The 19119-nt window shown below is 69.2% G+C and carries 17 protein-coding genes, 3 tRNA genes and 3 pseudogenes; 10 read left to right on the top strand and 13 right to left on the bottom strand.

Annotated elements, in window-relative coordinates; all coding sequences use genetic code 11:
- Positions 1-119 precede the first annotated feature (119 nt).
- On the top strand, positions 120-1229 hold the full coding sequence (locus JT1_RS16465) for a hypothetical protein (protein WP_169702077.1): 1110 nt from the start codon (positions 120-122) through the stop codon (positions 1227-1229).
- Positions 1230-1551: 322 nt separating this feature from the next.
- On the opposite strand, the gene JT1_RS16460 is transcribed toward JT1_RS16465, so the two are convergent.
- Entirely contained in the window at positions 1552-2799 is a 1248-nt protein-coding gene (locus tag JT1_RS16460) for an IS256 family transposase (RefSeq protein ID WP_068329471.1), read from the bottom strand.
- A gap of 363 nt (positions 2800-3162) precedes the next feature.
- Here JT1_RS16460 and JT1_RS19100 point away from each other — a divergent pair, with 363 nt between their 5' ends.
- Positions 3163-3855: a replication initiator gene (locus JT1_RS19100; RefSeq protein ID WP_068329468.1), complete on the top strand. Its 693-nt coding sequence runs from the start codon at positions 3163-3165 to the stop codon at positions 3853-3855.
- A 24-nt stretch (positions 3856-3879) separates the two neighbouring features.
- Here the strand turns inward: JT1_RS19100 and JT1_RS16450 are convergent.
- The 3 genes and pseudogenes from JT1_RS16450 to JT1_RS18055 all read right to left on the bottom strand — a co-directional run.
- Positions 3880-4107: pseudogene (locus tag JT1_RS16450) on the bottom strand (integrase core domain-containing protein); the annotation flags it as partial.
- A gap of 26 nt (positions 4108-4133) precedes the next feature.
- Positions 4134-5279 (bottom strand): IS110 family RNA-guided transposase, encoded by a 1146-nt coding sequence (locus JT1_RS16445; protein WP_068326595.1) that lies wholly within the window; start codon positions 5277-5279, stop codon positions 4134-4136.
- Positions 5280-5522: 243 nt separating this feature from the next.
- Positions 5523-6585: pseudogene (locus tag JT1_RS18055) on the bottom strand (IS3 family transposase); the annotation flags it as partial.
- Here JT1_RS18055 and JT1_RS16425 point away from each other — a divergent pair.
- The 3 genes and pseudogenes from JT1_RS16425 to JT1_RS19195 form a co-directional block, all read left to right on the top strand.
- Positions 6526-7500 carry a replication initiator gene (locus JT1_RS16425; protein ID WP_369407445.1) on the top strand — a complete coding sequence of 325 codons (975 nt, stop codon included), beginning with the start codon at positions 6526-6528 and terminating at the stop codon, positions 7498-7500. The pseudogene JT1_RS18055 and the gene JT1_RS16425 sit on opposite strands and share 60 nt — an antisense overlap.
- A gap of 2 nt (positions 7501-7502) precedes the next feature.
- On the top strand, positions 7503-7691 hold the full coding sequence (locus tag JT1_RS16420; RefSeq protein ID WP_068329577.1) for a helix-turn-helix domain-containing protein: 189 nt from the start codon (positions 7503-7505) through the stop codon (positions 7689-7691).
- Positions 7688-8038: pseudogene (locus JT1_RS19195) on the top strand (tyrosine-type recombinase/integrase); the annotation flags it as partial. The gene JT1_RS16420 and the pseudogene JT1_RS19195, both read left to right, overlap by 4 nt.
- Positions 8039-8047: 9 nt before the next feature.
- Here JT1_RS19195 and JT1_RS16415 read toward each other — a convergent pair.
- A complete protein-coding gene (locus JT1_RS16415) occupies positions 8048-8446 on the bottom strand; it encodes a hypothetical protein (RefSeq protein WP_068329455.1) in 399 nt (132 codons plus the stop codon).
- A 16-nt stretch (positions 8447-8462) separates the two neighbouring features.
- Here JT1_RS16415 and JT1_RS16410 point away from each other — a divergent pair, with 16 nt between their 5' ends.
- Positions 8463-8819: a tyrosine-type recombinase/integrase gene (locus JT1_RS16410; protein WP_068329453.1), complete on the top strand. Its 357-nt coding sequence runs from the start codon at positions 8463-8465 to the stop codon at positions 8817-8819.
- A gap of 145 nt (positions 8820-8964) precedes the next feature.
- Here the strand turns inward: JT1_RS16410 and JT1_RS16405 are convergent.
- A tRNA-Arg gene (locus JT1_RS16405) sits at positions 8965-9037 on the bottom strand.
- 159 nt (positions 9038-9196) lie between these two features.
- Here JT1_RS16405 and JT1_RS16400 point away from each other — a divergent pair.
- A complete protein-coding gene (locus JT1_RS16400) occupies positions 9197-9925 on the top strand; it encodes a response regulator transcription factor (RefSeq protein ID WP_068329444.1) in 729 nt (242 codons plus the stop codon).
- Positions 9922-11400 (top strand): sensor histidine kinase, encoded by a 1479-nt coding sequence (locus JT1_RS16395; protein WP_255218352.1) that lies wholly within the window; start codon positions 9922-9924, stop codon positions 11398-11400. Before JT1_RS16400 ends, JT1_RS16395 begins: the two co-directional genes overlap by 4 nt.
- Before the next feature lie 55 nt (positions 11401-11455).
- Here the strand turns inward: JT1_RS16395 and JT1_RS16390 are convergent.
- From JT1_RS16390 to JT1_RS16370, 5 genes are all read right to left on the bottom strand, one after another.
- Positions 11456-11545, bottom strand: a tRNA-Ser gene (locus JT1_RS16390).
- 56 nt (positions 11546-11601) lie between these two features.
- The gene (locus JT1_RS16385) at positions 11602-13074 is read right to left on the bottom strand and encodes an LCP family protein (RefSeq protein ID WP_082807777.1); all 1473 of its coding nucleotides are present in this window, start codon (positions 13072-13074) and stop codon (positions 11602-11604) included.
- A gap of 109 nt (positions 13075-13183) precedes the next feature.
- Positions 13184-13387 (bottom strand): cold-shock protein, encoded by a 204-nt coding sequence (locus JT1_RS16380; RefSeq protein ID WP_068329438.1) that lies wholly within the window; start codon positions 13385-13387, stop codon positions 13184-13186.
- Between the two features lie 235 nt (positions 13388-13622).
- A complete protein-coding gene (aroQ, locus tag JT1_RS16375) occupies positions 13623-14066 on the bottom strand; it encodes a type II 3-dehydroquinate dehydratase (protein WP_068329430.1) in 444 nt (147 codons plus the stop codon).
- A 70-nt stretch (positions 14067-14136) separates the two neighbouring features.
- Positions 14137-14223: transfer RNA gene (locus JT1_RS16370), tRNA-Ser, on the bottom strand.
- Between the two features lie 97 nt (positions 14224-14320).
- Here JT1_RS16370 and JT1_RS16365 point away from each other — a divergent pair.
- Positions 14321-14650 carry a hypothetical protein gene (locus JT1_RS16365; RefSeq protein ID WP_068329428.1) on the top strand — a complete coding sequence of 110 codons (330 nt, stop codon included), beginning with the start codon at positions 14321-14323 and terminating at the stop codon, positions 14648-14650.
- A 73-nt stretch (positions 14651-14723) separates the two neighbouring features.
- Here the strand turns inward: JT1_RS16365 and cysE are convergent, their stop codons facing one another.
- Both cysE and cysK read right to left on the bottom strand, forming a co-directional pair.
- A complete protein-coding gene (gene cysE / locus JT1_RS16360) occupies positions 14724-15320 on the bottom strand; it encodes a serine O-acetyltransferase (protein ID WP_068329426.1) in 597 nt (198 codons plus the stop codon).
- Positions 15321-15322: 2 nt separating this feature from the next.
- A complete protein-coding gene (gene cysK / locus JT1_RS16355; protein ID WP_068329422.1) occupies positions 15323-16249 on the bottom strand; it encodes a cysteine synthase A in 927 nt (308 codons plus the stop codon).
- A 229-nt stretch (positions 16250-16478) separates the two neighbouring features.
- On the opposite strand from cysK, the gene JT1_RS16350 reads away from it, so the two are divergent.
- Positions 16479-19119, top strand: a 2641-nt coding sequence (locus JT1_RS16350; protein ID WP_068329420.1) for a heterodisulfide reductase-related iron-sulfur binding cluster, incomplete at its 3' end; no start/stop codon positions are given.

Genomic DNA, 19119 nt, shown 5'->3' with positions numbered 1-19119 from the left:
TCACGATGGTCGATGAGGTGTGGGCGATGGACGGAGAGTCTGCTGATGAGCGAGAGGCGGAGGCCGGCGAATACGTCGCTCCGGCTTGGGACTGCTGAGCGGTAGGTGACTGGCTGGCCTTGGTGTGGACCGAAACGTGGAAGAAGGATCTGACGGTCGGGATCGCAGCTTTGCGCACGAGGCATTGGGTCGAGGCCGCGGAGGTGTTTCGGTCTGGTTGGCCGGGGCAGAGGGCCTGGGCCGAGGTCCCGCCCGTGGTGGGTCATTCCCTGTGGGGTGTCGACAAGAACATGCGGCATCACGGCGGTCCGTGGGTCCGTTCGACTCTGAGGTCGGGAACCTTCTCCGCGCCGGACGACGTGGAGCGTGCTCTCCGTTCCTGGGTCGAGGAGTTCGTCCGGGACCTAGGTGATGAGTCACGTTGGTTGGACGGGGCGCATGTGGCGAGCGAGTTCGTGGGGAAGTACAGCAACGGCCGAAGTCCCGACCTCGATCTGCTCCTCGTTCGCCGTGTCGCTGGAGTGGAGGCGCCGCCCTTCGCAGGGGTGATCGAGATGGACCGTCAGTGGCGCGACCCGCGCCGGAAGGGCCCCTTCGGGCCGCTCATCCGCAAGATCAAGCCTGTGTGGAATGACCGATCCGGGTGGTATGTGCGGGAGAGCGTGGACGGTGACGCGCTCATGCTGATCGTCGATGCCGACGACGTGTCGACGGCCCAGCTCGGTCTCTTGGTCGACATGGTCCAGCGAGCTGAGGACTTCTGGGTGTACGACACCAAAGCTTTTGGGCTCTTCGGCGCCGAGGACATCCGATCGTGGTGGCACGACTCGCAGGACTCGCCGTGCGAGCGAGGTTCAGATGAGGGCGAGGCTCTCGAGAGCATGGAGCTGCAACTGCTCGTGGCTGCACGGGCTCCGGGCAAGAGGATTAGCTTCGCCAAGACCATGGAGGGCATGAGCGAGGGGACCAGCAAGTTCCGGCCCGACGGACTCTTCGGCGACCTCTTGGTGGACGTGCCCTCGACCTGCGACCTGGAGGAGTCGGCAGCCGGTGACGCAGTGCTGCTTACCGTCAACTCCATGGACCTCACGTCCGCTGACGTCGAAAGTCTCGAGGGAATCCTCAAGCACGCGAAGACAGGCTTCCGCACTTTCGAGACCATGACGATGGACCGCTTCGAAACCGACGACCTGCGCCAGTGGTGGAACGAGGCCAGGGGCATCGACTGACGACGCCTGGTTCGAGCGATCAAGTCTGAATACTCGGCCGGTGCTACCTCGAACCGACAGTGAAGGGGAGGGTCCGATCCGGGCTCGTCGCGCTGCCCGTGCCCGAGCAGCGGTGCGTGGCGCCCGGCGTAAAGATGTCTCGATGACCACTGTCAGTGACGAGTCGAGTCATCCACAGGGATCTCGGGTGAAAGATGCGCGGGGCCTTCGGGTGCGGCAGGGTAGTGGGTGCGGATCAACACCCACATTGAACGGGATAAGTCCCTGGGGGTCGGTCAAGTCCCGGGTGGTGGTGTAGCGGCGTGTTCTCCTTGGCTAGGGGTTAGGCGGTCAGTGCTGGCAGGGTGTGGTCTCCGATCTCGGGGTTGATGTCGGTGACGATGGTGATGCGGCAGCGGGCCAGGACGTCGAGGCCGAGGTAGCGCCGTCCTTCGGCCCATTCGTCGGTCTGCTCGGCCAGCACGGCGCCGACCAGGCGCACGATCGCGGCCCGGTTGGGGAAGATGCCCACGGAGTCGGTGCGGCGTCGGATCTCGCGGTTGAGGCGTTCGGCGGGGTTGTTCGACCAGATCTGGGTCCACACGTCCTTGGGGAAGGCGGTGAACGCCAGGATGTCCGCTCGCGCTGCGTCGAGGTGGTCGTGGACATCGGGCAGCTTGCCGTCGACGTACTCCAGCAGCCGCTCGAACTGCGCCTGGACGGCGTCCTTGTCGGGTTGGTCGTACACCGAGTGCAACATCGCCTTCACGGCCGGCCACATGCTCTTGGGGGTCACGGACATCAGGTTCGCGGCGTAGTGCGTGCGGCAGCGTTGCCACGACGCGCCGGGCAGGTTCGCCGCGATGGCCTCGACCAAGCCCTTGTGGGCGTCGGAGGTGACCAGCCGCACCCCGCTCAGTCCGCGGGCGCTCAGGTCGGCGAAGAACTCATTCCACGCCGGACCTGTCTCGGACGTGGCCACGCGCAGGCCCAGGACCTCGCGGTGCCCGTCAGCGTTGACACCGACGGCAATCAACGCGACGGCGTTGATCACGCGTCCGCCCTCGCGGACCTTCATCGTCAACGCGTCCGCGGACACGAACGTGAACGGCCCGGCATCGGCCAGCGGCCGGTGGCGAAACTCCTCGACGATCTGGTCCAGATCAGCGGCCATCCGCGACACCTGGGACTTGCTCAGCGAGTCGATCCCCAGGGTCTTGACGAGCTTGTCCATGCGGCGGGTCGACACGCCAGCGAGGTAGCAGTCCGCGACGACCGTGATCAGCGCGGACTCCGCGCGCTTGCGGCGCTCGAGGAGCCACTCGGGGCAGTAGGTCCCGCTCCGCAGCTTCGGGATCGCGACGTCGACCGTCCCGACGCGGGTGTCCAGGTCGCGGTGGCGGTAGCCATTGCGCTGCGCCGTGCGAGTCGCGCTGGGTCGGCCGTACTCGGCTCCGACGACGGCATCGGCGTCCGCGGACAGCAACGCGTTGATCATGGTCTGCAGCAGGGAACGCATCAAGTCCGGGGAGGCTTCGGACAGGGCTTCACCCAGCAGGCCGACAGGGTCGACAATGTGTGGTGCGGTCATCGTGATGACTCCATTCGAGAGTGCTGTGGAAGGTTCGCTCGAAGGATCACGCGGTGGCCGCACACACGTCCACAACCGGGACCATGTCGGCGACCGCGCTACACCACTATCGGGGACTCAATTTGGGGGTCGGCTCCCCACCTCGGGCCCAGTGCGCTCGCATCACAGATGGCCGCTACAACCACTCGACTGGATCCGCGCCCTGCACCCGCCCCCATGTGGCGGTGCGACCGGCGTTGAGCGGCCTTGCGGCGTCGGACCTCTCACTCTTTTTGCCGCGCTCCCCCACAGTCTGGGTGTGTCGCGTGAACCCCAAGGCCAGCACCACCGTTCACGCGGCACACCCTTCTGATCGGAGGGATCGTGCACACCACCACCGCGTCACCCTCCCCCGACCTGGCCCGGGGGGATCACTTCCCCGGCTACGGCGAAGACACCCCACTCGACCTCCCGGCCCTGGCCCGCCCCCAGTCCGCGCAGCTGATCGCCTCCCGCATGCGCGACGGCACGATGGACGCCTTCTTCGACGCCCTGGCCGCCACCGGCAACTGCGCCCACCCCGTCCGACTGGCCGGATCCTCCCTCACCGTCGACACCACCACCGGGCAAGTCATCTCCACCTTCGACACCCGGGACCTGCCCTTCGGGGTCCTGCACCGCCCCTGCGGCAACCGCCGCGCCTCGATCTGCCCGTCCTGCTCCCGGGTCTACGCCCGCGACACCTACGCCCTGATCCACGCCGGCATCAACGGCGGCAAGACCGTCCCCGACCAGGTCCGCGACAACCCGCTGCTCTTCGTCACCCTCACCGCCCCCTCCTTCGGGCCCGTCCACGGCCACCGCCACGGCCGCCCCTGCCGACCCCGACGACCCCAGGCCCGCACCCGCTGCCCCCACGGCCAACCCACCTGGTGCACCCGCACCCACGACGAACAGGACGAGGTCACCGGGTCACCGCTGTGCAACGAGTGCCACGACACGGCCTCCGCGGTGATGTGGCAGTGGCACGCCCCCGAGCTGTGGCGACGATTCACCATCGCCCTGCGCCGCGGCTGAAGCGCCCCAGGTTCTCTGCCGCTCTCATACGGGCTGCGGCTCGGGGTTGAGGGCAGCGTAGTGGGCGTGCTCGTACTCGATGGGCGGGATGTGGCCCAGCGAGCTGTGGAGCCGTCGGGCGTTGTACCAGTCGACCCAGCCGGCGGTGGCGTACTCGACGTCCGCGATGCTCTTGAACGGCCCGTCGTGGAAGACGGTGGTGCGGATGCACTCGGCCTTGTACAAGCCGTTGATCGTCTCCATCAGCGCGTTGATGCTCCTATAGATCGTCAAGTCGATCAGGCCGCGATTTCGAGCTCTCCATTAACGGGCTTGGCGATGGCGTCCGGGGCCGGCAGCAGGCGGAAGAGCTCGCGAGCGAGGTACCGCTTCAGGCACCGGATGATCTCCCGCTTCGACATGCCCTCGGCGGTGCGACGGGCCACGTAGTCGATCGTCGGCTGATGCCAGCGCATGCGCACGATGACCACGCGATACAGCGCGGCGTTGGCCTGCCGGTTCCCGCCGCGGTACAGACGGTGCCGGCTGTTGGTCTTGCCGGATCCAGCCGGGATCGGGCACGCGCCACACATCTTGGCAAACGCTGCCTCGGACTTGATCCGGTTGGCGTTGTCGCCGGCGGTGATCAGCATCTGTGCCGCAGTGTCGTAGCCGACGCCGACGGCCTCGACGAGCTGGGGCGCAGCGGCCGCAGTGAGTGCCTTCATTGATGCGGCGTGAGCCTTGGCCTCCTCGTGCAGCGCCAGCCAACGCTTCGCCATCGAGGACAGCACGTGTCGCATCGCCACATCCGGGTCGCCCGGCACAACAACGGCAGGTGCGCCACGGCGCACGGGCGGCAGTGGAGTCGGACCCTCCAGCGCCGCGCACGCGAGGATCAGCTTGTGGTCGGTGAGCGTCTCCAGCTCCGCCCGCAACGCCTCGCTCCCGGTCGCGAGGGTCGCCTTGAGCGTGATCATCGCGGTTGTCCGCGCTTGAACGGCACCGTCGTAGGCGATCTTGACCAGCCTGATCGTTTCGACCGCGCCGTCGGCGGTCTTGGGTGTCGACAGCCCGTGCCCAGCCAGGAGCTGGCGTGCAGCGTGCTCGGCATCGATGGTGTCGTTCTTCCCTGCGAGTCGACGTTCCGCGGCCCGTGCTGGGCGGGCGATCTCGTGGACGTCGTGACCGTGGTTGCGCAGGTAGCGCGCCAAGCCGACCCCGTAGGAGCCGGTGCCCTCGACGCCGAACCCGATCAGCCGACCGGCCGACCCGACGAAGGCCAGACAGAAGGCGAGGAGCTCCTCAAACCCGGCGATGGTGGTGGGCACGACGATGTCGCCGAGCCGGCCGCCAAAGCCGTCGATCGCGACCGCTACGTGGTTGTCCTTGTGGGTGTCGACGCCGACGATGACATCGTCACGCCGAAGCTGCATGCTGGGCATCGGGCTGTGGATCCTCTCTCGCACTTTCCGGGCGGGCTGTCCATGGCTCAGCTGGCCGGAGTGGGCGGACAGGACTGCGATGAGGCCCTGGTCGAGTCAGGCTCCTATCAGGTCACTGCCCACCCGGCCAGCAGCCTGGTGAACGCCACCACCCGGGGCCGACACGTCAACGCGAGGGCACCCGCAGGGCCGGTCATAAGCAAGGGTCAGACCCCAGGTGGTGGCGCAGTCACGATGCTCGCAGTCGTAGGCATCGCCGACCGACCCGATCGAGGGGCGGATCTGCTCAAGGGCAAGATGTTCCGTCAGCCGCAGACTCGTGTATTGCGACCCGGCATCCGAGTGGTGGATCAACTGGCCGGGATCCGCCAGGCGTCCCTCACGGCCGCGCTGCCAAATCGCCATCCGCAGCGGGACCATCACCAGATCGGTCTGCTTGGTCGTCGCAGCGTGCCAGGCCACGATCCGTTGGGCGTAGACATCGACGATGAACGCGACATAGGTGAAGCCCGCCCACGTCCTGACATACGTGAAGTCGGTGACCCACACCCGGTTGGGTGCCTCGGCGGTGAAGTCACGATCGAGCAGGTCACCGGCCCGGATGCCGTCCTTGGCCGGGATCGTGGTCCGAACGCCTTTGTCACGCCGCACGCCGACCAGACCAAGGGTGCGCATCGCCCGATCCACCGACCCGAACGAGGCGTCGGCGATGACGGTGCGACGTATGTAGGCGCTCATCTTCCGGCGCCCGTACAGCCCCTCCGGAGTCAACTTGCTGCGGCCGTGCTGGTCGGCTGGTCGGTGGTCCAAGCGATATCGCGCACCGCGTCCATGACCTGGGCGTCGGTGACGGTCCGTGTGGCTACGGCCCGCCCGACGCTCTTCCAGCTGCGGTAGGTCCGCGCGGCAACCTGACAGCCCTGCTCGCGCAGCACCCGGCAGATCGACTCGACCGCGTGGCCCTGGCTTCTCATGGTGTCGATGAATCCCATGATCAGCGGTTGCGGGGGTCGAGTTCCCCCGCGAAGAAAGTCGTCGCCGCTTTCAGCACGGCCACGTCCTCGCGCAACCGCCGGTTCTCGGCCCTCAACTTCTTGATCTCCTCAGACTCCTGCGTCGTGGTCCCCTCCCGACGGCCCGCGTCGATGTCCGCCTGGGCGACCCAGCGCCGTACCGACTCCCGCGAAACGTTCAGCTGCTTCGACACCGCGACCATCGCCTCGGTCATCGACGGGTACTCCTGCCGGTGCTCGATCACCAACCTCACAGCTCGAGCCCGCAACTCGGGATCAATCTTCTTCGGCATGTGCTCATCCTCCTGGACTCAAACAGGAGCGGCATCAAACCTGGGGCGCTTCACGGCATCGCCCGCCACCTGGCCGTGCCCGACACACGCCTGAACGAGCACGCCTGCATCCAGTACGCCAAGGTCGCCGAGTACCAAAGCCGCGGACTGGTGCACTTCCACGCCCTGATCCGCCTGGATGGACCCGCCGCCGGCGGCACCGGCTCCCCCGCGCCCCCCTCGCTGACCGGCCACGCCCTGGCTGGCCTGGTCCGCGACGTCGTGCCCACCGTGACCGCCCTCGCCGAACCCGTCGACCACGACGACAGTCCACGCGTGCTGGCCTTCGGCGCCCAGGTCGACGCCCGCACCGTACGCGCCGGGTCCCGCACCGACGACCCGACCGGACCGCTGACCCCCGACCAGGTCGCCGGCTACCTCGCGAAGTACTCCACCAAGGACTCCTCGAGCCTGCACGGCCACGGCCAAGGACGCCCCCACCTCCTCGCCCTCAAACGGGAATGCCGCAAGATGGCGCAGCGAGCCGCAACCTTCCACCACGTCGACCACGACTACCAACGCATGAGCCAGTGGGTGCGCTGCCTGGGCTTTCGCGGCCACTTCGGCACCAAGTCCCGCCGCTACTCCATCACCCTCGGCGCCCTTCGCCGCGCAAGGTCCCGCTGGCAAGAACTCGCCGCCGAGTCCCGCCGCACCGGCACCCCGATCGACACCCGCGACCTCGAAGCACGCCTGCTCGCCGAGGACGCAGACGAAACCACCCAGGTCGTCGGCGCCTGGACCTACATCGGCACCGGCTGGCGCGACCACACCGAAGAAGCAATGGCCCTGGCCGTCGCCGCCCGCACCCGCGAGTACGACCTGTGGAAAGCCCAACGACGCGTGACCCGAAGTGGACTAGAGACAAAGGGATGACCATGACAGAGAAGCTGTTGATGACGGTGGCCGAAGCGGCCGAGGTGCTGAACGTCGGAAAGTCCGCGGTCTATGACCTGATCCGGATGAACCGACTGCCCAGCGTGAAGATCGGTCGACTGCGTCGCATCCCGGTCTCCGCGGTGCACGAATACGTGGCCGCGGTCTCCGACGAGTGGTCCCGAGCATGAGCCGCCGGGCCAACGGCGAAGGGTCCATCTACCAGCGCAAGGACGGACGCTGGACCGGCGCGGTCTACGTGCTGAACCGCGAGGGTGGCCGGCAGCGACGACAGGTCTACGGCAGGACCCGTGCCGAGGTGGCCGGCAAGGTGGCCGACTTGCTCAGCCTGAACCGGAAGCACATCCCCGCCGCACCCGTCGAGGTGACGGTGCAGCAGTACGCGCAGTCCTGGCTCGAACGGCTGGGGTCGTCGGGGCTCAAGCCCGCGACGGTCAGCAACTACCGCTGGGTCCTCGACCGGCATGTCCTGCCGAACATCGGGCGTCAGCGGCTGGTCGCGCTGTCCCCGCAACACGTGCGGAACTTACTGCTGGCTGTCTCCGAGTCCGGCGTCTCGGCCCGAACGGTGCAGCTGAGCCGGGCGGTGCTGCGCTCGATGCTTGCGGATGCAGAACGCGATCAGCTGATCCACCGCAACGTCGCGGCCCTGGTCAAGGGACCTCGCGTCGAGCGGGAGGAGGTCGTCCCGTGGACCGCGGACGAGGCAGGTCAGTTCCTGACCTCGCTCGAGGGGCACCGGCTGCGCCCCCTCTTCGCCGTGGGTGTCGCCCTCGGACTGCGCAAGGGAGAGCTGCTCGCCCTGCGGTGGCAGGACGTCGACCTCGACGTCGGCGTGCTGCGCGTTCGGGCGACGGTGCAGCGGCTCGGCAAGGGTGTGGGTCTGGTGACGGGGCTCGCCGAAGACGGCACGCAGTCGGCGCACGCTGCCCCTCCCCCGGGTGCTCGTGGACACCCTTCGGCAGCATCGGACGGCCCAGGAGCTGGAGCGAGCAGAAGCGACCTCGTGGCACGACGCGGGGTTGGTCTTCACGACGTCGAAGGGGACGATGATCGAGCCGCGCAATCTCAATCGCTTCCTCGACGAGGCGATCGCTCGAGCCGGCCTGCGACGGATCCGGTTCCACGACCTCCGGCACACGTGCGCGTCCTTGCTGCTGGCGCAGGGGGTCTCGCCGCGCGTGGTGATGGAGGTCCTCGGCCACTCCCAGATGAGCATGACGACGGACCTCTACGGTCACGTCATGCCCTCGGCACTGCGGTCGGCGGCAGATGCTCTCGACGGGGTGTTCGGCTGATGATCCAGCAGGGGCGAGTCGCCCAGTTGCTGTCACGGCTGCTGTCAGTGGCCGTCGCCGTCGTGGTCCGCCGGAGGCCCGGGAACGAGTCAGGCCCTGCCGCGTCTCCGCTGGCAGGGCCTGTTCCGTCTGTCTCAACACAGAGTGCGCCCGAAGGGATTCGAACCCCTAACCTTCTGATCCGTAGTCAGATGCTCTATCCGTTGAGCTACGGGCGCTCTCCGCCGGGCTGTGCTCGGCGACAAGTGAAGAGAGTACCTGCTCGCTGCCGAGCAGCGAAATCGGCGCCACACGGCGCGCTGCTGGCCCCCTTCGTCCACAGCAGATGCACAGCGGACGCATGGCGGGCGTGTGGTCGAGCCCGGTTGGATGGGTCCATGACCGCCCGGACCGCGCCCTCGCTCACCCGACCCGACGGCTCACCCGTCCGGGTGCTCGTCGTCGACGACGAGGTCAACCTCACCGAGCTCATCGCCATGGCTCTGCGGTACGAAGGGTGGGACGTGCGGACCGCGGGCAGCGGCACCGAGGCGGTCCGCGCGGCCCGCGACTTCGGGCCGGACGCGGTCGTGCTCGACATGATGCTCCCGGACTTCGACGGCATGGAGGTCCTGCGGCGCATGCGCGCCGACGAGCCCGAGGTGCCGGTCCTCTTCCTCACCGCCCGCGACTCCGTCGAGGACCGCATCGCCGGGCTCACCGCGGGTGGGGACGACTACGTGACCAAGCCCTTCTCCCTCGAGGAGGTCGTCGCCCGCCTCCGGGCCCTCATGCGCCGCACGGCCGTGAGCACCGACGAGGGCTCGTCCCTGCTCGTCGTCGGTGACCTCACCCTCGACGAGGACAGCCGCGAGGTCGTGCGCGGCGGTGCCGAGATCGAGCTGACGGCGACCGAGTTCGAGCTGCTGCGCTACCTCATGCGCAACCCTCGGCGGGTGCTGTCCAAGGCACAAATCCTCGACCGCGTGTGGGACTACGACTTCGGCGGGCAGGCCAACGTCGTCGAGCTGTACATCTCCTACCTGCGCAAGAAGGTCGACGCCGGGCGTGCGCCGATGATCCACACCAAGCGCGGCGCGGGCTACGTCATCAAGCCGGCGTCGTGACGCCCCTTCCGCTCGAGGTGCTGCGCCACCCTGCCGGCTGGACGCTGCGGGCCAAGCTCGTCGCCTCGGTCCTCCTGCTCTTCCTCGCGGTCACCGCCCTCACCGGAGCCCTCACGGGCCTCGCGGCCCGCCAGTACCTCACCCAGCAGGTCGACCAGGACCTGCGCGACGCGTCGGGACGCCTCGTCGGGGCGATCGACGGGACACAACCGCCGCTGCCCACCGGACCCAGCGGCGGGCCCCCCGCAGGCAGCGGCAACGCGGTGCTGCACCTCGTCCTGCGGGACGGTGCCGTCGTCGTCGACGAGCGCGGTGACGAGCTCAACTACGCCGTCAACACGCGCGGGGCCAACGACTCGCTCGACGCCGAGCAGGTGGCCCGGCTCAACGCCGCCGACCTCGGGGCGCGGCCGAGCACCGTGGACCTCGGCGGCGACATCGGCCCCTACCGTCTCGTGTCCGTGCGTACGCGCGACGGGTGGACCGCGGTCACGGGTGTGCCCGTCGGACCCATCGACACGACGGTCCGCGCGATGGTGCTCATCGTCGCCGGCTCGAGCCTCATCGGGCTCGTCGGCGTGTGGGTCGGCGGCACCTACCTCGTGCGCCGCAACCTCCAGCCCCTCGACCGGGTCGCCGGCACCGCCCGGCGGGTCTCCGAGCTCGAGCTCGACGCGGGCGACGTCTCGCTCGCCGAGCGCGTCCCCGACGTCGACCCCCGCACCGAGGTCGGGCAGGTCGGGCTGGCGCTCAACTCCATGCTCGACAACGTCGACGGTGCGCTGCGCGCCCGGCAGGAGTCGGAGACGCGGGCCCGCCAGTTCGTCACCGACGCGAGCCACGAGCTCCGCACCCCGCTGGCCTCCATCCGCGGCTATGCCGAGCTCTCGCGGCGGGAGCCCGAACCGGTCCCCGAGGGCGTGGTCCACGCGCTGTCGCGGGTCGAGTCGGAGGCGCTGCGCATGCAGGCGCTCGTCGAGGACCTGCTGCTCCTCGCCCGCCTCGACACCGGGCGGCCGCTGGAGCGCGAGAGCGTCGACCTGACGATGCTCGCGCTCGACGTCACCGGGGACGCGCGCGCGGCCTCCCCAGCACACCGCTGGGAGCTCGACCTGCCGTCGGAGCCGGTGGAGATCGTCGGTGACCGGGACCGGCTCCACCAGGTCCTCGCCAACCTGCTCGCCAACGCGCGCACCCACACGCCGCAGGGGACGACGGTGCGGACCTCCCTTCGCCGTGAGGGGGACCGCGTGCTCGTCGCGATCGCCGACGACGGACCCGGGATCCCGGAGGACCTGCGCCCCGACGTCTTCGAGCGGTTCACCCGGGGCGACGACTCGCGCCAGCGGGCGTCCGGGAGCACCGGGCTGGGGCTGTCGATCGTGCGGGCGGTGACCCGCGCCCACGGTGGGTCGGTCGAGGTCGAGTCCCGCCCGGGCCGGACGGTCTTCACCGTCTCGCTGCCCGCAGGCTGAGGGTCAGGGGACGACGCAGCCCCCGCGCCGATGGGCCCGGGGGCTGCGTCTGCTGCGGAGGCGGAGGGATTTGAACCCTCGATGGGCGGTTAGCCCAAACCGCATTAGCAGTGCGGCGCCATAGACCGGACTAGGCGACGCCTCCAGACAACCCGGACAGAGTATCTGCCGGGCGGTCGGGCCTCCAACTCGGGTCCCGGTTCAGGCGCAGATGTCCTCGGACGCCGCCCGGGTCTCGACGGCGGTCGGGGCGGCCGGCGCGCGGACGGTCGCCTCCGGGATCGGTGCGTCGCCGAGGCGGTTCGGGACCTCGCGGGCGTGGCCGGAGCCGGCCCCGAGGACCACCTGGACGCTGCCGCGCTGCTGCCCGGGCTCCACCTTGAGCTTGGCGCCCGGGTACGCGGCGGCGACGGTGCGCGCGGACTCCGTGTCCCCCTTCGCGTGGCGGACGAGGACGCCCGTCGTCCCGGACGTCGGGGCGAGGTCCGCGACGGTCGCGGTGAAGCCCTGCACCTCGAGCGCGGCGACCTCCTGCCGGGCCAGCCCGGACGCCCCGGTGTCGTTGACGACGCTCACGGCCACGGACGAAGGGGGGACCGTGAGCGGACGCTGCTTCGTCGTCCTCTTCTCGGCGCCCGGCAGGGGGGTGTCGTCGCGGACCGCGGCCCACAGCTCGTCCGAGGCCTCCTCGCGCCACTGCACCCGGTTGGGATCGGCGGGGTACGGCTCGGTGGGCACGGTGACGAAGACGAGCTCGTCGGTGCCGAGGTCCTTGAGGCTGGTCGCGATGGACGTGAGGCGGGAAAGCCCGAGGCGGTCGTCTGCGGTCATGGACCGGGTCGCGGCATTCAGGAACCTGTAGAGACGGTCGGGGCGCAGCAGCAGCGAGGTGTCGGTGGCCTCCTGGGCCATCGAGGACATGAAGGCCTGCTGCCGCTTGATGCGCTGCAGGTCGGAGCCGTCGCCGAGGGACTTGCGCATGCGCACGTAGCCCAGCGCCTCCTTGCCCTCCAGGCGCTGGCGGCCGGCCTCGAGATGGATCTGGGCGTCGGGGTCGTCCACCGCCTCCGGCAGGCAGACCTCGACGCCGCCGAGTCCGTCGACCATCGACTGGAAGCCGCTGAAGTCGATGACCGCGACGTGGTCGACGTAGATCCCGGTGAGTCCCTCGAGGGTCTTGACCGTGCACGCCGGTCCGCCCTGGTTGAAGTTGTCGTTCCACCGGCGGACCTCGCCGTCGGCGACGGTCGATGCGGGGTCGTCGCAATCCGTGGGCGCCTTGGTCATCGAGTCGCGCGGGATCGAGATGACGTATGCGGACGAGCGGTCCGCGGAGATGTGCACGAGGAGGTTGGTGTCGGAGCGGGGGCCACCCTCGGCGGTCCCGACCCCGTACTCGGTCGTCCCGAGGCCCTCGCGCGTGTCCGAGCCGATGACGAGCAGGTTGATCGCGCTGTCGACGTCGGCGGGCCGCTGCGCGGACCCCTTGGCGATGTCGACCCGGGTGATGTTGTTGTTCAGCTGCAGGCCGACCGTGAGGCCACCGGCCGCCACCAGTGCGCCGACCGCTCCCGAGGCGACGAGCCCCCTGCGGCGGAAGGTTGCCCGACGAGCCTGGCGTGCCCGGCGCACCTGCGCGCGGGTGGGGTGGGGGCCGTGTCCGTCGGTGCTCATCGCAGCGCCACGATAGCGGCCCCGACGTGCGAAGGGCCCCCACCATCCGGTGAGGGCCCTTCGACGAAGCGGTGTTGTCACCGCATCAGGTCGTGCGTCATCGCGTCGATCAGACGGGGTGAACGCGCTCGGCCTGCGGGCCCTTGGGGCCCTGGGTGATCTCGAACTCGACGCGCTGCGCCTCGTCGAGCGACCGGTAGCCGGTCGTGTCGATCGCGGAGTAGTGAACGAACACGTCGGGGCCTCCGCCGTCCTGGGCGATGAAGCCAAAGCCCTTCTCAGCGTTGAACCACTTAACGGTGCCCTGTGCCATGAGGTGAAACTTCTTTCCTGTTGAACAATCCGGTCCCGCAGGTCGCGGTACCTTGTGCCAGCTGCAAAGCTCCCCTCGGCAGAGGTACACGCCTCTGGTAATACTGTGGGTCCGGCTGGCGGCCGCACCCAAATGCATCGTGCGAGAAGTTCTGTTGTGCAACTACGACATGGACGCTACCAGCAAAAGAGCGCAGGAGCATGTCCTCGGCCACAGGGCATCTGCACGAAGGGTCTCAGGAGCGGTGCCGGACCACCGCGTCGACGGCGTCCACGTACCCCTGGACGCCCCGCCCGACGATGACCTCGTCGGCCACGTCGCTGATGTAGGAGTGGCGGCGGAACTCCTCGCGCGCGTGGACGTCGGAGATGTGCACCTCGATGACCGGGGCCACGACCGCGGCGAGCGCGTCCCGGATCGCGACCGACGTGTGCGTCCAGCCGGCAGCGTTGAGCACGAGCCCGGTGCACGAGCGCCGGACCTCCTGGATCGCGTCGATGAGCACGCCCTCGTGGTTGGTCTGCCGGAAGTCGAGCTCCCAGCCCAGCTCCTCGCAGCGCGCGCGGCACAGGGCCTCGACGTCGGCGAGCGTCTGCGAGCCGTAGATCTCCGGCTCCCGCTCGCCCAGCAGGTTGAGGTTGGGTCCGTTGAGGACGACGAGGACGGGTCGGGCGCTCACGCGCGCAGCCTAGCCCCGGCCTCCTCACCCCATCGCGCAGACGTGGACGTCCCCGCGTGAGCCGAGCGCGCGGAGGGCGTGGGATTCGAACCCACGATGACGTTGCCGCCATAGCGGTTTTCAAGACCGCCGCACTAGGCCACTATGCGAGCCCTCCAGCCGCCGGGGACCCCGGCGAGCGAGACCACGGTAGGCCATGGGCCCAGTGGGTAGTGTCGGTGGTGAAGCCGACCAACAGATCGAAAGGACGTCAGATGTCGAAGATCTCCTTCCTCCTGGGAGCCGCCGTCGGATACGTGCTCGGTGCTCGCGCCGGCCGGGAGCGGTACGAGCAGATCCGCGCCGGGGCGAGCAGGGCGTGGCAGTCGCAACCCGTGCAGAGCCAGGTGGCCACCGCCAAGCACACCGCCAGGACCAAGGCCGCCCCCGCGGCCCTCGACGCCGTGAGCTCCGCGGCCTCGGTCGCTGGCGACAAGATGCGCGAGGGCGCGGCCAAGATCACCGGCGACCCCCACCGTGATGTCGCGAGCAACCTCGAGGGCCCGTCGACCTACCCGCTCGGCGAGGGGCCGACGCCGTCCTGACGCACGTCCGGGCATGACGAAGGGGGGATCGCACCGGCCGGGTGCGATCCCCCCTTCGTCGTGCTGCGGAGGATCAGATGAAGATCGCCGGGTCCGCGTAGAACAGCTCCTCGGCGCTCGGCCCGCCGGCCTCCAGCTGGGGGAAGCGGTACTGCGCCGGGATGCCCGTCGCGACGGCCCCGGTCGGGACGTCCTTGACGACCACCGAGTTGGCCCCGACCTTGACGTTGCTGCCGACGTGGATGTCACCGAGGATCTTCGCGCCGGCGCCGACCATGACCTTGTCGCCGAGCGTCGGGTGGCGCTTGACCCGCTTGCCGGACGTGCCGCCCAGGGTCACCCCGTGGAAGAGCATGACGTCGTCACCGACGATCGCGGTCTCGCCGATGACGACACCCATCCCGTGGTCGATGAAGAAGCGTCGACCGATGTGCGCACCCGGGTGGATCTCGATCCCGGTCACCGATCGCGACACGTAGGCGAGGAGCCGGGCGGGCCACTTCCAGCCGGGTCGCAGCCACCAGCGGTGGGCGAGGCGGTGCAACCAGATCGCGTGCAGACCGGCAGAGGTGAGGAGCACGACCCACCGCGAGGTCGCGGCGGGGTCGCGCTCCATGGCCGCGACGAGATCCTCACGGATCGTGGCGCGGATCGGCAGGTGGGCGTCCACGGTCAGTCGACGAGACCCTCGAAGAGCGGGGTGGAGAGGTAGCGCTCGCCGAAGCTCGGGATGATGACGACGATCGTCTTGCCGGCGTTCTCCGGGCGGCGGGCCACCTGGTCGGCGGCCGCGAGGGCGGCACCGGAGGAGATGCCGACGAGCAGGCCCTCGTCGGTGGCCGCCTTGCGCGCCCAGTCGATCGCCGTGGGCGCGTCGATGTCGATGACCTCGTTGTAGATCTCGGTGTCGAGGATCTCCGGGACGAAGTTGGCGCCGAGGCCCTGGATCTTGTGCGGGCCGGGAGCGCCACCGTTGAGGATCGCGGACTCGGCCGGCTCGACGGCGATGATCTCGACGTCGGACTTCTTCGAGCGCAGGTAGCGGCCGGCGCCGGTGATGGTGCCGCCCGTGCCGATACCGGAGATGAGGATGTCGACCTCACCGTCGGTGTCCTCCCAGATCTCCGGGCCGGTCGTCTTCTCGTGGATGGCGGGGTTGGCCGCGTTGGCGAACTGGCGGGCCTGGACCGCGCCGCGCTCGGCGGCGATCTCCTCGGCCTTCTCGACCGCGCCCTTCATGCCCTTGGGGCCCTCGGTGAGGACGAGCTCGGCACCGTAGGCGCGCAGGAGCGCGCGGCGCTCCTTGGACATCGTCTCGGGCATGGCCAGGACGACCTTGTAGCCGCGCGCCGCGCCGACCATCGCCAGGGCGATGCCCGTGTTGCCGGACGTCGCCTCGACGATCGTGCCGCCGGGCTTGAGCTCGCCGGAGGCCTCGGCCGCGTCGATGATCGCGGCGCCGATGCGGTCCTTGACCGAGCTGGCCGGGTTGTAGAACTCGAGCTTCGCGGCGACGGTGGCCTCGGACTCGATGATGCGGTTGATCCGCACCAGGGGGGTCCGGCCGACGAGCTTGGTGGCGTCTTCGTAGATGGGCAACGCGGGTCCTTCCATCGGATGGTCAGTGAGCCGCGGCGACCGCGGCTGCTCGTCCGGAAAAACGAACGAGGTGTTATGGATATTCCAACATCGCGTTATCCATGGTCGCAAGGGGGTCTCAGGAAGGGGTGCGCCCCCCTTCCCGCCTCCGAGCCGGGGCCGCGCGAGGTGACGAGGGCCGCACGACCTCAAGGCTGTTGCGGGCCCCGCGCGACCTAGACTCCCCCCCATGTCTGCCCTCCAGATCGTCGCGATCATCCTCGGGGTCGGGGTCACCATCGTCGGATGGGGCCTGCTCGCTCGAGCCGTCAAGCACTTCTTGTCCGTCTTCAAGCTCGGAGCACCGACTCCGGCCAAGGAGCGGACGAACCAGCCGGCCACGCGCACGGCGACCCTGCTCCGGGAGTTCCTCGGCCACACCCGCATGGCGCGGCTGCCCGTCGTGGCGATCGCCCACTGGGTCACGATGATCTCCTTCGGCGTGCTCTTCCTGACGCTCGTCCAGGCGACGGTCCAGCTCTTCGACCCGCACTTCGTGCTGCCGATCATCGGCTCGTTCTTCCTCTACGAGTGGATCACCGAGCTCTTCGCGGTGACGGGCATCGTCACGATCGTCATGCTGATGGTCATCCGGCAGAAGAACCACCCGCGCTCCGCCGACGGGGAGGACGGCCGCAGGTCGCGCTTCTTCGGCTCGACGTTCTGGCAGGCCTACTACGTCGAGCTGACGATCCTCGGCGTCGGCATCTGCATCGCGCTGCTGCGCGGCCTCGAGCGGGCGCTGCTGCTCAACACCGGCGAGACCGACCACGCGTCGCTACTGCACTTCCCGCTCACCGGGTGGCTCGGGTCGCTCTTCTCGGGGATGTCCGTCGGCGCCCTCGAGGCCGGCATCGTCGTCGTCGCGCTCATCAAGCTGCTCATCTCGTACGCGTGGATGATCACCATCTCGATCAACCCGACGATGGGCGTCGCGTGGCACCGCTTCCTCGCGTTCTTCAACATCTACTTCAAGCGCCACGCCGACGGCCGCACCTCGCTCGGTGAGCTGCAGCCGATGCTGGTCGAGGGCAAGCCCTTCTCCATGGAGGTCATGGAGGAGATGGAGGAGGAGACCACCCTCGGCGTGGGCAAGGTCGAGGACTTCACCTGGAAGGGATTGCTCGACTTCTCCACCTGCACCGAGTGCGGTCGCTGCCAGAGCCAGTGCCCCGCGTGGAACACCGAGAAGCCCCTCTCCCCCAAGCTGCTGATGATGACGCTGCGCGACCACGCGCACGCCAAGGCGCCGTACCTGGCCGCCGCCAACGGGACCTCCGGCGTCCTCTCCTCCTCGGGTGGCGCCCGATCGCAGACCGCCCACGGCGCGGTCGCGCTGGCCGGCGCTCCGAGGCAGACCGACGGGTCCGTCGCCACCGCCGAGCCCGACGCGATCAACTGGGCCGAGATGGCCCTCGTCGGCCAGACCGGCTACGACGTCGACCACCCGCTGTCGGCGTACAACCCGCACGGCCCGGACGCCGTCATCGACGAGGACGTCCTGTGGTCCTGCACCACCTGCGGCGCCTGCGTCGAGCAGTGCCCCGTCGACATCGAGCACGTCGACCACATCGTCGACATGCGGCGTTACCAGAACCTCATCGAGTCGGCCTTCCCGAGCGAGCTCGGTGGCCTGTTCAAGAAGCTCGAGTCCAAGGGCAACCCGTGGGGCATGGGCGCCAAGGCGCGCATGGACTGGGCGAAGGACCTCCCCTTCGCCGTCAAGGTGCTCGGCGAGGACGTCGAGTCCGCCGACGAGGTCGACTACCTCTTCTGGGTCGGCTGCGCCGGCGCCTACGAGGACCGGGCCAAGAAGACGACGCGTGCGGTGGCCGAGCTCTTCGACCACGCCGGCGTGGACTTCGCGGTCCTCGGCAACGGCGAGACCTGCACGGGCGACTCCGCTCGCCGCGCCGGCAACGAGGTGCTCTTCCAGATGCTCGCGGAGCAGAACGTCGAGACGCTCAACGAGGTCGGCGCGACGAAGATCGTCGTCACCTGCGCCCACTGCTTCAACACGATCAAGAACGAGTACCCGCAGCTCGGCGGCAAGTACGAGGTGCTGCACCACACGCAGCTGCTCAACCGCCTCGTCCGCGAGAAGAAGATCGTGCCGGTGAACCGCCCCGAGGGCCCGCGCAAGTCGAGCCTGAAGGACGTCGCCTCGTCGGCGCCGTCGGTGACCTACCACGACCCGTGCTACCTCGGTCGCCACAACAACGTCTACGCGCCGCCGCGTGAGCTCATCTCCGCCCTGCCGGGTGTCGAGCTCAAGGAGATGGAGCGCTCCAAGGAGAAGTCCTTCTGCTGCGGCGCCGGCGGTGCCCGCATGTGGATGGAGGAGCAGCTCGGCTCGCGCATCAACCTCAACCGCACCGAGGAAGCCATCGCGACCGGCGCCGACCGGATCGCCGTCGGCTGCCCCTTCTGCCGCGTGATGCTCAGCGACGGCCTGACGGCCAAGCAGTCCGAGGGCGCGTCCGAGGAGATCGAGGTGGTCGACGTCGCGCAGATGCTGCTGGCGTCCATCAAGGAGGCCACCCCGGCCCAGGCCAAGTCCGGCACGACCGAGGCGCAGGAGCAGGCCGAGGCCGAGCCCAAGACCGCCGTCCCGGCTCCGGCCGAGGGCCAGGACGCGAAGGGGGCGACCCCGCAGGCCCCGAGCGAGGCCGAGACGGCCCAGACCGCCGAGGCGGTCGAGGAGGCCGGCGAGGACGCGCAGGCGGTCAAGGGCAACGAGACCGTGGCCGGCAAGAACTCTGCCCCGTCGTGGGAGACCGACTCGGCGGCCGCCAAGAACGCCGCGCCCTCGTGGGAGACCGGCGCCGCTA

This window comes from Janibacter terrae NBRC 107853 (assembly GCF_001591405.1).
Taxonomy (GTDB): Bacteria; Actinomycetota; Actinomycetes; order Actinomycetales; family Dermatophilaceae; genus Janibacter; species Janibacter terrae.
The sequence above is the reverse complement of the archived record's forward strand: the minus strand, read 5'-3'. Positions and strand labels throughout refer to the sequence as shown.